Origin of the sequence: Anoxybacillus ayderensis, from assembly GCF_000833605.1 — a bacterium.
Classification (GTDB): Bacteria; Bacillota; Bacilli; order Bacillales; family Anoxybacillaceae; genus Anoxybacillus; species Anoxybacillus ayderensis.
This window is the reverse complement of the sequence record NZ_JXTG01000019.1, coordinates 25972-41352: the sequence shown is the minus strand read 5'-3', so window position 1 is coordinate 41352 and position 15381 is coordinate 25972. Positions and strand designations below refer to the sequence as shown.

General features: G+C 41.8%; 16 protein-coding genes. 4 read left to right on the top strand and 12 right to left on the bottom strand.

All coding sequences use genetic code 11. From position 1 onward, the window contains the following. A partial coding sequence (locus JV16_RS12600; protein ID WP_042536114.1) for an IS1634 family transposase occupies window positions 1-1226 on the bottom strand: 1226 nt, incomplete at its 3' end. Window positions 1227-1672: 446 nt separating this feature from the next. Between JV16_RS12600 and JV16_RS12595 the strand changes: the two genes are divergently transcribed. Further along, window positions 1673-2122: a DUF5071 domain-containing protein gene (locus JV16_RS12595; protein WP_052023561.1), complete on the top strand. Its 450-nt coding sequence runs from the start codon at window positions 1673-1675 to the stop codon at window positions 2120-2122. Window positions 2123-2332: 210 nt separating this feature from the next. On the opposite strand, the gene JV16_RS12590 is transcribed toward JV16_RS12595, so the two are convergent. From JV16_RS12590 to hxlR, 5 genes are all read right to left on the bottom strand, one after another. Further along, complete coding sequence (locus JV16_RS12590) at window positions 2333-2884, bottom strand: DJ-1/PfpI family protein (RefSeq protein ID WP_020961363.1); 552 nt, start codon at window positions 2882-2884, stop codon at window positions 2333-2335. Window positions 2885-3041: 157 nt separating this feature from the next. Next, the gene (locus JV16_RS12585; RefSeq protein ID WP_021095845.1) at window positions 3042-3713 is read right to left on the bottom strand and encodes a hypothetical protein; all 672 of its coding nucleotides are present in this window, start codon (window positions 3711-3713) and stop codon (window positions 3042-3044) included. Window positions 3714-3718: 5 nt separating this feature from the next. After that, a complete protein-coding gene (locus tag JV16_RS12580) occupies window positions 3719-4405 on the bottom strand; it encodes a GNAT family N-acetyltransferase (protein WP_042536110.1) in 687 nt (228 codons plus the stop codon). A 33-nt stretch (window positions 4406-4438) separates the two neighbouring features. Beyond that, complete coding sequence (locus tag JV16_RS12575) at window positions 4439-5296, bottom strand: carbon-nitrogen hydrolase family protein (protein WP_042536108.1); 858 nt, start codon at window positions 5294-5296, stop codon at window positions 4439-4441. Between the two features lie 708 nt (window positions 5297-6004). Continuing rightward, entirely contained in the window at window positions 6005-6370 is a 366-nt protein-coding gene (hxlR, locus tag JV16_RS12570; RefSeq protein WP_021095848.1) for a transcriptional activator HxlR, read from the bottom strand. A gap of 231 nt (window positions 6371-6601) precedes the next feature. On the opposite strand from hxlR, the gene JV16_RS12565 reads away from it, so the two are divergent. Next, a complete protein-coding gene (locus tag JV16_RS12565; RefSeq protein WP_021095850.1) occupies window positions 6602-7345 on the top strand; it encodes a PmeII family type II restriction endonuclease in 744 nt (247 codons plus the stop codon). Window positions 7346-7368: 23 nt separating this feature from the next. Here the strand turns inward: JV16_RS12565 and JV16_RS12560 are convergent, their stop codons facing one another. Further along, window positions 7369-8724, bottom strand: a complete 1356-nt coding sequence (locus tag JV16_RS12560) for a DNA cytosine methyltransferase (protein WP_244149303.1) — start codon at window positions 8722-8724, stop codon at window positions 7369-7371. A gap of 273 nt (window positions 8725-8997) precedes the next feature. Between JV16_RS12560 and JV16_RS12555 the strand changes: the two genes are divergently transcribed. Then, window positions 8998-10440 (top strand): protein adenylyltransferase SelO, encoded by a 1443-nt coding sequence (locus tag JV16_RS12555; protein ID WP_042536106.1) that lies wholly within the window; start codon window positions 8998-9000, stop codon window positions 10438-10440. Between the two features lie 706 nt (window positions 10441-11146). Here the strand turns inward: JV16_RS12555 and JV16_RS12550 are convergent. From JV16_RS12550 to JV16_RS12535, 5 genes are all read right to left on the bottom strand, one after another. After that, window positions 11147-11335, bottom strand: coding sequence for a YfhD family protein (locus JV16_RS12550; RefSeq protein ID WP_042536104.1), 189 nt, complete (start codon window positions 11333-11335; stop codon window positions 11147-11149). 73 nt (window positions 11336-11408) lie between these two features. Then, window positions 11409-11537 carry a YfhE family protein gene (locus JV16_RS15360; protein WP_084220365.1) on the bottom strand — a complete coding sequence of 43 codons (129 nt, stop codon included), beginning with the start codon at window positions 11535-11537 and terminating at the stop codon, window positions 11409-11411. Window positions 11538-11632: 95 nt separating this feature from the next. Beyond that, window positions 11633-12190, bottom strand: coding sequence for a GNAT family N-acetyltransferase (locus tag JV16_RS12545; RefSeq protein ID WP_042536102.1), 558 nt, complete (start codon window positions 12188-12190; stop codon window positions 11633-11635). A 243-nt stretch (window positions 12191-12433) separates the two neighbouring features. Beyond that, the gene (locus JV16_RS12540) at window positions 12434-13561 is read right to left on the bottom strand and encodes an amidohydrolase (protein ID WP_042536101.1); all 1128 of its coding nucleotides are present in this window, start codon (window positions 13559-13561) and stop codon (window positions 12434-12436) included. A gap of 41 nt (window positions 13562-13602) precedes the next feature. After that, a complete protein-coding gene (locus JV16_RS12535; protein WP_042536099.1) occupies window positions 13603-14511 on the bottom strand; it encodes a TIGR01777 family oxidoreductase in 909 nt (302 codons plus the stop codon). Window positions 14512-14579: 68 nt separating this feature from the next. Between JV16_RS12535 and recX the strand changes: the two genes are divergently transcribed. Beyond that, complete coding sequence (gene recX, locus JV16_RS12530) at window positions 14580-15380, top strand: recombination regulator RecX (protein ID WP_021095753.1); 801 nt, start codon at window positions 14580-14582, stop codon at window positions 15378-15380. Window position 15381: the final 1 nt, after the last annotated feature.

Sequence of the window (15381 nt, the reverse complement as noted above, 5' to 3'; positions counted from 1 at the left end):
GTGACAAGGACAAACCGGGACGCTTTCCGTCTTGCCTGTTCCCACGCATCTTGGTCGAATTCCACGTTCAAGCGAAGGGCATACAGCGTCTCCATGTCCGGTTTCGCCCCTTTTGTCGGACGTCCGCGCCGTTTCTTCGGGCGCACGATCGCTTCGACCGACGCCTCGACTCGATGAAACCGAAGACGAAGGGACGCCTTTAGAGACGCTAGGGCTTGTTCGGCGTCTTCCCGGCACGAAAACAGACGGCTTTCCCACTGGGTTTGTTTCTGCCGAAGAAGCTCTGCTTCTTGGTTTCGCTCTTTTTCGAGCGTCTTTCCTTTTCGTTGGTCGAGCGCGCTGGATTCAACGACGATCAACCGGACCGAATGACCTTCGTACGTCGATGTCGTTTCCCACACCCGGTAGGTGGCTCCGTTTTTCTCCGCTAAGGAAAACGGATCGCTCCACGGCGTGTCTTGGGCATCAGCTTTAGCCAGCGCGGTTTTGACGATCCGGAGCGAAGAAGGGCCTCTTGTGATCAAAAAGGCTTTGGCGGCCTTCGTTTGCGCCAGTGTGTCTTTCGTCATGGCGGCAGAATCGGCAACATAAATCCATTCATCTTCGATCTTCGCCTGCTTCAGCTGTTTCTGCACACGGGACAACACCTCGGGATTCCACGTCTTATCCGGCAGGTTGCCGTCGTGTACATCGCCATAAAACGGGATGCCATCCTCGTTGCCAATCAGCCCAAATCCGATCTGCTTTTGCCAACGATGATGCCGGTTGTAGCCATGCGTAATCTGCAAGGCATCCGGCGAGGCCGATTCATACGCGCCATAAACGGTCTTGTCCGTCGTATCGGCGTGGAAGACGCGAAGAGAGAGGCCTTCTTTCTTGTAGATCTGCACGAGGCAAGACGAAAGGACTTGATGGATATTCGCCTCATACAGGCGATCCAAATGACGCGCGATGGCATCGTCGTTGAACCAAGACGGCTCCAGCCCTGGCCGAATCAGCTTCGGCAAATCGATGTCATGCGCCCATTGTTCCAAATGAACGAGCGCTTGCCGGCCGCTCAAGATATCCAGAACGATTAGTTTGACGATATCGCTGGCTCGAGTTTGGCATTGCGGATCCACGGGAACGAGACGATCAATCAACTGAGGAAGGTCAAGATCTTTGAACAGGGCGCTTATTATATTCAAATAAGAACTTTCATAAATGGCCCGAATTTGAACGTCCATGATGAGCAAACTCCTTTGCTTTCCTTGTATTCCAAGGTTTTATTCGACAGGAAGATAAAAAAATCCTCCCGATTTTTGTCGAGAGGGTGCGAAATGTGAGTTAGAACGTAAATTTAATAGGAAAAACCCAACAGTTATTTATCGTACTGGAAGTGGAAACGGCACTAATTTAACTCCAAGACCAAAAGATGTTAGTGGGCTATCCTATACTACAGTAAAGCCTTTATCTGGACCATATACAGCAACTACTATTGAGGCCATTAATGCAACAGGAAAACTAGTAGCAATAAAAGATGGTAAAACTCATGTGTCAGTGAGACCAGTAAATATGAAGAAAATGCAGGGATGGATAAACTCAAGGGAAAATGCTAATACTAGACCACATGAATATACAAAATTATTGCAGGCCCTTTCTGTGAAAGTTAAATAGTAGGAGATGAATTTTAATGGAACTTAGTGAAGTTAAAAGATTGATGAAAAACTTGAGTTGGAATATGCCCCAAGAAGTTCAACTATCTGCAATAAGGGAGTTAACAACAATTGATGATGAATACACTCCTTTGTTAATACAAGATACCGAGAAGCATTGTTGGGAGAATGCGGTTAAAGTTTTAAATAAAATTGGATACCCACGAAATAGGCTGGCGATACCCTGCTTAATAGAGTTAATGCAAGATATGAATTGGCCTGGTGTCCCTACAGCGATAGAGATATTGAAGAGTATAGATAAAAGTGTGATAGTTCCACATATAGAGGCTTCGCTAATAAAAGCAGCTGAGGATGACGATCGCATGTGGATAGGGGGAATTCAGAGACTTATAGATATATTACAAATTTCTGAATCAGACTTTCATGATAAGGAAGTATATAAGTTATTAAAATTATCGGATTGGTAAACCAAGAAATTAGGAGCGGGCACTTGTCTTTTATGAAATAATATTGTATAGAATCCCCCAACTGCGTAAAATGCAGCTGGGGGTGTTTTATTGGCGAACAGTGCCTGGCACTGTTCGATAATATTTTGTGTCTAGATCATCAACAATCAGTGCAACATGTCGTTTAAATCAAAAAGGCGTCCCCATAGGAGAACGCCTTAACAAACGATTTTACTTGTTTAATAACTTAATAAATTCGCGCATGAATGCTGGTAAATCTGGCCATGCATGAGCGGATACGAAATTGTTATCAACATGAGTTGGCTCAGATACATAGTTGGCACCAATTGCTTCTACACCTGGCTTGCAGGCAATGTATGCGGTCATGCTGCGCCCTTTCATAATATCAGGAAGGGTTTCTAATACAAGTGAAGCATGGCAAATCGCCGCAACTGGTTTGTTCGCTTCAAAGAAATGGCGTACGATTTTTGGCAAGTTTTCATCGAGGCGGATGTATTCTGGCGCACGTCCTCCCGGAATAATGAGCGCATCGTACTGTGTTGGATCGATTTCTGCAAACGATGCATGTGCATCAATGAGATAGCCTGGCTTTTCTACAAAAGTATCCCAATCAGCGAAATCGTGGACAACTGTATGCAGTTTCTTTTTCTTCGGAGCAGCGATTGTAACATCAAAACCTTCCTCTAACAAACGGTAATACGGATAATAAATCTCCAAAGCTTCCACCGCATCTCCTGTAACAATTAACACTTTTTTGCTCATATGAACAACCTCCTTCATTACGATGATATATTTATAGAAAGAATTTTAACACGGTACTTTCTATAAACAAAGTGTACTGTTACTATTTGAATTGATCAAGGATTTTTAGTTTTTTGAATTTGGACTTTTGAAGTTAAATGAATACGACGTCAGTACATTAAATGCTTAAAAGAGGTACCGTATTTTTTGTTTCAAGATTTTCAACCATTTCATACCAAGCCTTTGGCTTGTTTGATAAGACAGAATAATATCGTTTCAAAAACTTCACAACAAGCTCCGCTGGAAGTTCATTTACGTTATCATCCATCGGAAGGAAACAAAGGTCGAGTCCAGTTACAGCCTCTCCATCGTTGTTCCAAGACGGATGAACATAAGGGAAATCAAGACGCTTATAACCAAGATGAGACAATACTTCACGGCGGACATATGGATCCATCGGCTTAATTCCGCCAAATTCATAATGTTCTACGCGATAAGGATCATAAATTTCCGCAAACATGCCAAATAACTGTTTTCCGCTTGCTGCGGCCCAAGCGTTCAAATCCTCTAATCTTTTTTGTGCTAAAAATCGCCCGATACCAAGTCCTGCTTGGCCAATGATCGTGAAGTCTGTCATTGCGACATTTAAATCTTCATAATAGCGGTACTCTGTCGCACCTACGACATTCCCTTCATGAACAGCAACACACACACGAATTCCCGGATCCTCTAGAGGCTCTTTCCAAAGATCGAATGCTAATACTTCTTCAGGAGGAAATACCTCTTGCATCAATTCGTGCATTTTTTTAAACAAAGGGTCTTCAATACTCGTAATTCTCCGATATTCCATGTTCATCATTCTCCTTGTTCAGATTTTGTTGTATAAAAAGGATTTTTCCATTCCATCAACGCCGCGTAGTTACAAGACTCTTCATCCTCTAAATAGTTAGCAACCACTTGAACAGGGGTACGGCCACAGCGAAGCAGGAAAGTAATAACAGGGTCCTTTAATTCTCCTTTGACGACTGCTTCGAGGTATTGTTCTGCCGTCATCTCATCAGCTTTTTTATGATAGCCGGGCATTCTTCCTCCGCCTAACAGACGTTCTAATCCCAATTGAACGACGACTTCATACATGGATAACATTAGCCATTTTCCTAATCCTAATTTGCGATAAGCAGGACGCACGCCAATATCGACTACATAGAGCGTATTTCCATTTGGATTATGGTTGCGAATATATCCATTATCGGTAATTTCTTCCCATGTATGATCCGGATGATTCGGATCAAAGTCAACAATCAATCCTGTCATCGATCCAGCAATTTCGCCATCGACCTCTACACATAAGGCTCCTTCTGGAAAGAGAGTAACATGGTTTTTCAGCTGTTCCGTGTTCCACCATAATTCAGATGGGAATGGCGGTGGGAAACTTTCTTGCTGGATGCGGATTAAGCCGGGAAAGTCCTTTTCTTCATAATTTCGAATGACCGCAGGAACAGGCCGATCTTGGTCAAAGACGTAAAATTCTTTTCGATACATTTTTCTCCCTCCTTTAAGAGCGTTAGTCTTACCTTATTTCCAGTCCGGATAGAGATCGGTGCGACGATCGCGCCATGTAGTGACGGAACCGCTTTCGCGAACTTGATATAACAGTTCTAAATCGAGATCAGCGGTTACAATCATATCATGATTGATTTCCCCTTCGACTAAGATGCCGCGCGGAGGGAATGGAATATCGTTCGGTGTAATCACCGCTGCTTGCCCAAAATTCGCCCGCATAAAGTCAACCGTCGGAAGGGAACCTACTGTACCAGTCGTGACAACATAGACTTGATTTTCGATGGCTCTTGCATGGCTTGTGTAACGGACACGATGGAATCCGTGACGATCATCCGTGCAAGAAGGACAGAAAATAACATCAGCACCTCTCGCTTTAGCCATGCGAACAATTTCTGGAAACTCAATGTCATAGCACGTCAACATGGCAATCGTTCCTTTTTCAGTCTCAAACACTTGTAGACCATCGCCAGGCGACATGTTCCATTCCTTTACTTCCGTAGGAGTAATGTGGAGCTTTGCCTGTTCTGCGACTCTTCCATCTGGATAGAACAAATGAGCTACATTGTATAATCGGTCACCTTTACGGATGACATGTGTTCCTCCAATAATATGCATCTTTGTTTTCTTGGCTAAATCTATAAATAAAGATCGATATTGTTCAGTAAAATCAGGAAGCTCTTGAATCGTCAAAGGCTGTCCTTGTTCATTGCCAATGGACATGAGCTGAGTAGTAAAAAATTCTGGGAATAAAACAAAATCTGCATCAAATTCTTGAGCTGTTTTAATATAATGATCCACTTGATTAGCAAATTCTTCAAAAGAATTTATCGTATGGAGATGGTATTGAACGGCTGAAACTCTTAGTTTCATCATCTTTGGCGAGGAGACCCCGACTTCTAAGCGAGAGCGAAAGTCGGGGAGGAATCGCCCTTCCTCCTTTCTTTTGTATATGATAGAATAAGAATGTGGAGAAAACCGTTGAATCAAGGCACTCCAATCCCCGTTACTCGATGTAGGGAGTTGGTTGCAGGAAACGTTGCAACCGTAAAACATCGAGCGTACATCCGTCTGTTGTGCGTGGAAGTCAAGTACTGCCTACAGACATGCCGAGCCACTCGGTAGCGATATAGGCATGACCTATGTCGTTGGGTAGTCGTCAACCTGCCCCTGATGTAACCCCAAGTCAAGGAAGGAGGACGAAGTCCGTTCGCACTTCTGGGGAGTTGCAAGCCCCCGCTTCAAGCGTTAGCTAAGTGGGGGTAGTTGACGTTATTAATAACCATGATATTTGATATTATTAAGCATATCATTCGCTTTAACAAGTACACACTTTCATGTAACATAGTGTAAAAAAGTATACTGAAAGGGAATATAAAGAATTAAGCGAGGAGAGTCATCAATGTATATACGTAAAAAACGGGCAGCAGACCATTTATAAAGATTCTGCCCGTTTTTTGATGACTGTATGCCTCTATAAGATTTAGCGCTCCAATAAACACACATTCTTTCTGCAAACATAACGATATTGAAATAAAGGAAGATGAGAAGGCCGTTTTCGAGCAAAGGAGAGAGCGTTTTTTATTTGGTGGACTCATTGATTTTTACTTGGCCCTTCACGACCGTCTCCATATAATTTTTACCCCACTCATACATAGCATCGAGAATTGGCATTAGACTTTTTCCATGTTCAGTCAGTGAATATTCTACTTTTGGAGGAACTACTGGATAGACTTTGCGTTCAACAATAAGGTCTGCTTCCAGTTCTCGCAGCTGGTTAACAAGCATTCGTTGGGTGATCCCCGGCATGAGAGCCTTCAGTTCGCCAAACCGCTTCGTCCCACCTTTTCCTAGATGCCATAAAATAAGCATTTTCCATTTACCGCCAATAACAGCAAGTGTCAATTCTTTTTCACAGTTATACATTTTGCCACAAACATGTCCCATTTATTCCACCTCCATTCTCTATTATAAACCAATAGTATACTTTTTATCACTATATGATAACAATGCATGTATTTACAAAACATTTCATTTACACCTATAACATCTAGTATTAAGGCGAACAGTGCCTGGCACTGTTCGCCAAAAACTCAAATAAATTGATGCTACTTTAACACATTTTGGAGGGTAGAAATGTTAATATAAAAGTAGAGGGTGTTTGTAGGAGGGATGGAAATGTCGGGAGAAACGTCACATGTAAATGTATTGAGTGAAGAAGAATCGAACGAAATGATTGAAAGAGCGAAAGAATTTTTTAGGAAAGAAATCGCTTCTAGCCATATACGTAATACAAAAAAGTTGAAGAAATTAAAGGAGTTCCATTTGAACCCGTTTTTAGACAAGTATAAAGCGAGATTTTTAACAGGGAATGACGATCCTGTTAGCATTGCAAAGGCGTTGGTGTATCCAAGAGTATTGGGGACATCTATTAACACAACGTTTGGGAATAAACTCCAAAAATTTTGTAGTGAAGTACTGGGGAGCTTTGCTTCTACTACAGCAGGGATAGACATTGAATTTATTGATAAAGTAGATGGAAGAAGAAAATATTGTCAAGTAAAAGCAGGACCCAACACCATTAATAAAGACGATGTAGAAACGATAAAGAATCATTTTGCAGGTGTTAAAAGGCTTGCGAGGACGAATAATCTTCATATTGGCTTCACTGATTTAGTCGTTGGTGTTCTTTATGGTACACCTGATCAGTTAAGCGGTCATTATCAAAAAATTAATCAAGAATATCCTGTCATTGTTGGACAAGAGTTTTGGTACAGAATTACGGGGATTGAAAACTTTTATCAAAGATTAACAGATGCGATAGGGGAAGTTGCAACAGAATTTGACTCTTCAAAGCTAATCGAAGAGATTATTGAACAGCTCGCAAAAGAGATCGAGGAAACGTTGAACGCCGATAGCTAGAAATATAAAGCAAAGGGGAATGCCTAGGCATTCCCCTTTTTGTTAATTTCGTTCAAAACTTTTACGATAGATAAACCTACAGCTTTAGCCATATGAACGGGAACAGCGTTACCAATCTGTTTATAAGCATTGTTCATCGAGCAATCAAATATCCAATCGTCAGGGAAACTTTGTATTCTTGCATATTCTCTGACAGTAAAAGGCCTTGTTTCTTCTGGATGGCATCTTTCCGTTTGTTTTTGGGCAGGAGAACATGTTAATGTTAGGCATGGTTCGTCCCATGACAATCTTCGCGCCATCCCGGTTCTTCCGCCACCTGAGTAGTAACTTTTTCCCATGTACTGTTTGGCGATTTCTTCTGGGAGATCTCTCCAATAACCGCCAGGGGGAACAAGTTCAAGAACTTTTCTCTTTTCTTCAGGGTATTTAGCGCCCTCGGATGGAGGAACATCTTGCAAGACATCCCTTAATGTCAGCGTATATCCATACGGTTTAGGAAAACGATAAGAAACGCTATATTTTTCAACTAAATCTTTTCTTATCCCTATAATGAATATTCGTTCTCTTTTTTGTGCTACATCATAGTCTAAAGCATTCAATACTTTCCATTGAACGTTGTAGCCTATTTCTTCAAAAACGGAGAGCATGGTTGCTAATGTTTTTCCGTTGTCGTGGTTGACAAGCCCCTTTACATTTTCGGCTAAAAACATTTTTGGTTGCAGTTCTTGCAGAATTTTTGCGTAATAGTAAAATAGCGTTCCTCTTGCATCATTTAGCCCTAGTTTTTTCCCTGCATAGCTAAAAGCCTGGCAAGGATACCCTCCAGATAATAGATCGATATCGTTTGGACAGTTATTGATAAAGTTTTTTATTCCATGCTCAGCCACTTCAATAATATCTTTTTCGATTACGTTCCAATGAGGTCGATTTTTTCTTAATGTTTGGCAAGCATATTTATCAATTTCTACTAGCCCCAAGGAGTGAAAACCTGCCATTTCAAGCCCAAGGGCTAACCCCCCAGCACCTGCAAATAATTCAACAGCTGTGTACTGTTTATCAGCAACGATATCTCTCACTTCTACACTATGAGAGCCTTCATAGTGAAAAACATTAACGGTATTTTCTGTTTCAACATCAGCTTTTGTATCTATATCTCCTAAATCAAGCTCCAGTTGCTCGGAATAAATGATATCTTCAATTTCTACTCCAAGTGTATGGCAAAGTTTTAAGGCATTTGACTTGATAGGATTGAAATTAGGGGAAAGGAGCATAGATAATTGATTTTTACTAATTCCCATCTTTTCCGCAAGTTCTTTTTGTGTAGAAATTCCTGATTTCGTCATATACTTCCTAACTTTTTCTTTACTAATGCTATACAAATTTATACCCCCATAAAAGTTAAAATATTTTTTTAACTGTTATGTGGTTATTATATATAATTAGAAGGTGACCGTCAATTAATGGTGCCAGGCACTGTTCGCTTGATATTCTTTTTTCTTCGCATGTTGTATCGTGTTTCATCTTCAATTTTTCACTATCGAATTAAACGAACAAAATTGACGTCATGCATTCCCACACAGCACGATGAAAGAAAATAGGATATACTAATACATACAACCATCATTTGAACATTTCATAAGGGAGGAAGCACGTTGGACGCGAACTGGAACTTTGACAATAGTTATGCCCGCTTGCCTGAGCGGTTTTTTACGAAAATATATCCGACGCCTGTTCGTGATCCGAAGATGGCTGTGCTCAATCGTTCGCTGGCAGGGGAACTTGGGCTATGTGCGGAGGCGCTAGCGAGCGAGGATGGGGTGGCGGTGTTTGCCGGAAATCGAATTCCTGAAGGTGCGGAGCCTTTGGCGCAGGCGTATGCAGGACATCAGTTTGGATATTTTAATATGCTTGGCGATGGGCGTGCCATTTTGCTTGGGGAACATGTGACGCCAAGTGGAGAACGGGTGGATATTCAGCTAAAAGGTTCAGGGCGGACGCCGTATTCGCGTGGTGGGGATGGTCGAGCGGCGCTTGGACCGATGCTTCGGGAGTATATCATTAGCGAGGCGATGGACGCGCTTCGGATCCCGACGACGAGAAGTTTAGCGGTCGTGACGACAGGGGAAGTTGTGATGCGAGAGACGGAACTTCCGGGAGCGATTTTGACGCGCGTGGCTGCGAGCCATGTACGTGTCGGGACGTTTCAATATGCGGCGCGTTTTTTATCTAAAGAGGAATTGCAAGCGTTAGCCGACTATGCGATCAAGCGACATTATCCGAACGGGGAACATGCGTCCAACCGCTATGTTTTTTTACTTGAAGAAGTGATGAAAAAGCAGGCGGCACTTGTGGCGAAATGGCAATTGGCCGGGTTTATTCATGGGGTGATGAACACCGATAATATGACGATTAGCGGAGAGACGATTGATTACGGACCGTGTGCGTTTATGGACGTATACGATCTGAAGACGGTGTTTAGTTCGATTGATACTCAAGGGCGGTATGCGTACGGAAATCAGCCATATATCGCTGGATGGAACATCGCCCGTTTTGCAGAAAGTGTACTACCGCTTTTACATGACGAAGAGGAAAAAGCGATTGAGCTTGCGCAAAAAGTCATTGAACAATTTCCAGCATTGTATGAAACGTATTGGCTAGAAGGGATGCGGGCAAAACTCGGGCTTTTTACGAAAGAGGAGGAAGACAAAAAGCTTATTGGGGAGTTGCTTCATCTTATGTATACTTATCGGGTTGACTATACGAATACGTTTCGCTCATTAACGTTAGACGAGTGGAATTTTTGCGAACAACAGTTTCGTGATTGGTATGCACGTTGGCAGGAAAGAATCGCCCGTCAAGGCGTAACAAAAGATGAAGTGTATGAACGAATGCGGCAAAACAACCCGGCGATCATTCCGCGCAACTATCGGGTCGAAGAAGCGCTGACGGCGGCGGTTGAACGCGGGGATTATACGGTCATGGAGCAGTTGCTTCATGCGTTGCAACATCCGTATGCATACACGAAAGAACAAGAACAATATGCTATACCTCCTGAGCCGTCTGATCGGCCGTATCGGACGTTTTGTGGGACGTAATTTTTGTGGGACGTAATTAAGGAAGAGCTTCATGACCATCAAGTGTTTTCTGTTGAAATTGAACGAGAAGGCGCCGAGTGACGCCTTCTTTTAATCTACTTTTAACACGACGCGACCGTTAATTTGTCCTTTTAACATGCGGTCGAACACGTCGTTAATGTTTTCAAGCGGTTGTACTTCGACATTTAAGACGTACTATATAAATACAACTGGAAGGTTTGACTTATGGCTGACGAAAAATACTGATTACTCCATAAAAGACGAAAACGTTAAAGTTCCAAATTGCATCTATATAGCACTTCACCGTATGAAATCGTTGGTTTTTCTACTTCTTTAATTTTTAATGGTTCTTTAAATTGTTCCACAACTGCAGCTTTCATGATTATAATCCTCCTTCTAAGCAAAAAAGGACTTTTTGGTCTGTACATATGTAATGTAGCATGTATTTTATTTGAGAAAAATATCGCAAATAAAACGTTCAAAAAAAGAAAAATATTTTTGGATAAAAAGTTAAAAATTTAGTTTGGGCGTTGACATCATATAAAGTTTCTGTTTTAGTCATATAGTGAAGAAATCATGTCCGCAGCTACATCGTTAGCTGAAATGGCCGAGAAATTAAGAAGTGAAGTGGCGAAATTTAGAGTGTAGTACGAGTTACGAGGTTAGGAAAGAAGGTGTCCCGACATTCGGACACCTTCTTCGTCTCTTAAGATTTTCTCTTTTTACTTTGGCGAATGCCAGCCGCTTCGGCGCGAGCTTGCGCTTCTAAATCTTCGTGATCAGCAAATTCTGCCGAAAACTCTACATCATGTCCGTCTGATTTCATCGTCTTTGGCACTTGTGGCATCGTCGCCTTGTTTTTATCGCGCGCCTTTTGACCGCGTGAACGTCCCATGTGAATTGCCTCCTCGTTATTTTTTCGCTACTAGCATGTGACGAATAGAGAAAAAAATGAATGGAGAATGTTGTTAATGGCGTGCGTGCTTGGCGGTGAATCCTCCAGCTTGATCGGCACGCTTAAAGTCGCGGGCGTATGTCACTTCTTGTGCGCTAGAGAGCGTACTTTTTGTTTTTTCACGTTTCTTTTTGTCAGGCATATGTATCCCTCGCTTTTATAAAAATGTCACGTTAACATTATGAACAGAAAAATAAAAAATTATCCAAATAAAAAAACCTGTTCGCACAGAACAGGTTATGCTTCTTTTCGCTGTTGTTCATCGTCAAGTTTTTGTTGGCGCATCGCGTACAACGTATAGTTGTCCTTTGAAATTTCATATAAGTTATATATATCTTCGCCTTGGTTTATTGCTTCCCATAATTGCTTTCTCGTTTCATTAGCAAGGGTGACGTAAGGAAGTTTTTCAGCGGCTTTTGTGGAGCGGACGTTGACTTTGCGAATGCGCATGAAGATCGTGTTGATGGAACGTTCGTAAAACAGTTCATGAAAGAAGGCGTCTTTTGCGATTTGATTGTAACCTTTCCCATGATACGGCTTTCCAAGCCATGTGCCTAAAAAACCAGCACCATCTTCAATGTCAAATAAGTTAATCGTTCCAATCGGATTGCCCCACTCATCTAAAATGGTGCGCGAAATAAGTTCACCGCGTTCTTCGGCTTCAATCGTTTGCTTCGTTATAAACAAAAATTCTTCGTATGAATTTGCTTTATGGCGCACGAAAGGGAAGACGTCTGGGTGCACCATAAGCTCGTATAACGCTTGACAATCTTGTAGTTCGCGTTTTTTTAACATCGAATCTCCCTCCATTCACGAGGGCAGTCGACCATAGGGAACGAGCCACCCTCGAAATTTTTTAATTTATGCAAATCAAAAAATTTCGGGGTGGGAATCGAACCCACTAGAACCAGCACATTGCTGGTGGCGCACCATTTGCCTTCCCTTACTGTCGCATCGATATATAGTTTTGAACGTATATTTCGCATATAACCTTTTATATCATACTTGAAACGGTGTAAAAAATAAATAGTTTTTTTGTTAATTTTTTTTGTATATTATTTCCCCATTAATCATTGTAAATATAGGGGTTGCAATATAGTGAAACGGATGGTAATTCCAAACGACAATATCGGCATCTTTTCCAACCTCTAAGCTGCCGACACGGTCGTCTACTCCTAAATTACGTGCTGGTAAAATCGTAATGCCTTCGAGCGCTTTTTGTTCATCAAGCCCTTCGCGCACAGCGATGGCAGCGCAAATGTGTAAATATTGAATTGGCGTGTACGGATGGTCTGTAGTAATAGAGACATGAACACCTGCATCACATAAAATTTTGTACGTTTTCCAACTTTTATTTTTTAGTTCTACTTTGGAACGGCGTGTTAGTGTTGGTCCGACAGACACTTGTAAGTTTCGGCCTTGTAGCTCCTCAGCGATTAAATGTCCTTCTGTACAATGTTCGATGCGTAAATCAAGCCCAAACTCGTCGGCTAGGCGAATGGCGGATAAAATATCATCAGCGCGATGGGCGTGAACACGAATCGGAATTTCACGATTTAATGCTTGAATGATCGGGATCGTGCGAAAATCGTGCGGCCAATCGCTATATTTCGCGTTGTAAAACGTTTCGCGAAGCATTCCCATAATGCCCATGCGCGTGAGCGACTCTTTATTCCCTTGACTATGCATTCGTTTCGGGTTTTCACCAAGGGCGATTTTTAAGCCAGCTGGTTGTTTAATAATCATGTTTTCGACGTTTTTCCCATACGTCTTAATGACTGCCGTCGTTCCACCGATGACATTCGCGCTTCCAGGCATAATATGAACCGTCGTAATGCCGTGTTCGATCGCATCTCGAAAGCCGGGATCGAGCGGATATACGCTATCAATGGCACGCACATGAGGAGTCATCGTTTCAATCGTTTCATTTGCATCGTTACCTGCCCATCCAGTTCCTTCATCATACAAACCGAGATGTGTATGCACATCAATGAAACCAGGGAAAACATATTTTCCTGATACATCGATCACTTCTGTTCCTTCGTGAACAGGAAGATCATAACCAATATGTGTGATTTTTCCGTTTTCAATACGTACATCTGCCCCCTTCATCGGAGGAGAAGTAATTGGATATACGATCCCGTATTTGAGCAATATGCTTTTCATTCCAAGAAGCTCCTTTATTTCTTTTTCGTATAGTGTATTCGTCACGATTTTAGTATGTTCGCTAGCGCTTGATCAATAGTGGGAAATGAAAAATGATATCCTGCTTGAAGAAGTTTTTCTGGGATGACACGTTGTCCTTTTAACACAAGCATGCTCATTTCCCCTAATAATACTTTTAGAGCGAAGGATGGAACAGAGAGCCAATGTGGGCGATGTAATATGTTTGCCACCGTTTTTCCAAACTGCTCCATCGTTACAGGATATGGAGCGGTGACGTTAATCGGGCCTGATACGTTTTCGTGTCGAATAACAAAATCGATAGCACCAACGATGTCCTCTATATGCACCCATGACATCCATTGTTTACCGTGGCCAATCGTTCCACCAATGAACCATTTGTAAGGAAGAACGATGCGTGGAAGAGCCCCACCGTCTCTTCCTAAAATAATGCCGAAACGCATAAACACCGTTCGTACGCCGAGCGCTTCCATGCGCCGTCCAGCTTCTTCCCATCGTTTTACGGTTTGAGCTAAAAAGTCTGTTCCTGTCGTTTCATTTCGCTCTGTAAACGTCTGATCAAGCGATGTGCCATAAATGCCAATGGCGCTCGCTTGAATGACAACGTTTGGCATTTGTTTCATATTGGTGATAAGGTCATATATCGCATTTGTTGCTTGTAATCGACTTTCTACAATGGTTCGCTTTCTCGCTTCGTTCCACCGTCCACTATTAATCGATTCACCAGCTAGATTAATGATAACATCGATCGAAGGCAATTGTTCGATAGGATTCGCCCCGTCCGTTAGCCATTGCACATAGTGAACATACGGATCGTTCTCCCGTTTTTGAGCGTTTCGCGTTAATATATACATATGATGGCCATTTCGTGTAAAATATGTCGTCAATGCTTTACCGACAAATCCGGTTCCTCCAGCAATTAAAATATTCATTATTTTCCCTCCTTTCCTTATATTATGCGTTTTTTTAAAAGAAAAAGAAAGAAAAGGTGTGTTCAACGATGCGAATTGAAAAAATTGAAGTAGATAAAAAAAATGCTGAACGTTTTTACGTCCATCTTGTCAAAGAAGATGGAGAGAAACAACTCGTTTCTGTTGATCAAGACGTATTGATTGAGTATCGGCTGAAAAAAGGAATGACAATAACAGAAAAGCAATGGATGGAAATGATAAAAAAAGATGACGAAACACAAGCATATAAGATGGCGCTTCGTTTTTTAGCTTACCGTATGCGTTCGAAACAAGAAGTTATGGATCATTTAGAAAAAAAAGGAGTAGATCATGGGACGATCGAACGAGTAATGGGGAAGCTACAAAATGAGCGATATATAGACGATGAACAATTTGCACATGCGTACGTACAAACGCAAGTAAATACGACGATGAAAGGGCCTTATGTTATTTATAAAGAACTGATAGATAAAGGAATATGTGAAGATACGATTGCGAAAGCGATGGAGCGTTATACGGAAGAGATGCAACAGGATAAAGCGATGAAGTGGGTTGAAAAAGTAAATAAACAATCAAAAAAACGATCATATCAAGAACAAAAAGCGTATATAGCGCAACTGCTGCATATGAAAGGTTTTCCTGCCCATATCATTGAGAGAGTAAAGCAACAGATCACTTTAAACGATGAAGAACAATGGGAAGCGCTCGTATATCATGGAGAAAAGGCACATCGTCGCTATGAAACATATGACCGTTATACGTACGAACAAAAAATGAAACAAGCACTATACCGAAAAGGGTTTCCGATTTCGTTAATTGAGAAATTTTTGGAAAAGAAAAAGGAGGATTAAT

Bases quoted from the DNA above. Each gene is read 5' to 3' on its own strand.
- JV16_RS12595 (WP_052023561.1), top strand. From the start codon at position 1,673: ATGGAACTTAGTGAAGTTAAAAGATTGATGAAAAACTTGAGTTGGAAT.
- JV16_RS12590 (WP_020961363.1), bottom strand. From the start codon at position 2,884: ATGAGCAAAAAAGTGTTAATTGTTACAGGAGATGCGGTGGAAGCTTTG.
- JV16_RS12585 (WP_021095845.1), bottom strand. From the start codon at position 3,713: ATGGAATATCGGAGAATTACGAGTATTGAAGACCCTTTGTTTAAAAAA.
- JV16_RS12580 (WP_042536110.1), bottom strand. From the start codon at position 4,405: ATGTATCGAAAAGAATTTTACGTCTTTGACCAAGATCGGCCTGTTCCT.
- JV16_RS12575 (WP_042536108.1), bottom strand. From the start codon at position 5,296: ATGAAACTAAGAGTTTCAGCCGTTCAATACCATCTCCATACGATAAAT.
- hxlR (WP_021095848.1), bottom strand. From the start codon at position 6,370: ATGGGACATGTTTGTGGCAAAATGTATAACTGTGAAAAAGAATTGACA.
- JV16_RS12565 (WP_021095850.1), top strand. From the start codon at position 6,602: ATGTCGGGAGAAACGTCACATGTAAATGTATTGAGTGAAGAAGAATCG.
- JV16_RS12550 (WP_042536104.1), bottom strand. From the start codon at position 11,335: ATGGGACGTTCACGCGGTCAAAAGGCGCGCGATAAAAACAAGGCGACG.
- JV16_RS15360 (WP_084220365.1), bottom strand. From the start codon at position 11,537: ATGCCTGACAAAAAGAAACGTGAAAAAACAAAAAGTACGCTCTCTAGC.
- JV16_RS12545 (WP_042536102.1), bottom strand. From the start codon at position 12,190: ATGTTAAAAAAACGCGAACTACAAGATTGTCAAGCGTTATACGAGCTT.
- JV16_RS12540 (WP_042536101.1), bottom strand. From the start codon at position 13,561: ATGAAAAGCATATTGCTCAAATACGGGATCGTATATCCAATTACTTCT.
- JV16_RS12535 (WP_042536099.1), bottom strand. From the start codon at position 14,511: ATGAATATTTTAATTGCTGGAGGAACCGGATTTGTCGGTAAAGCATTG.
- recX (WP_021095753.1), top strand. From the start codon at position 14,580: ATGCGAATTGAAAAAATTGAAGTAGATAAAAAAAATGCTGAACGTTTT.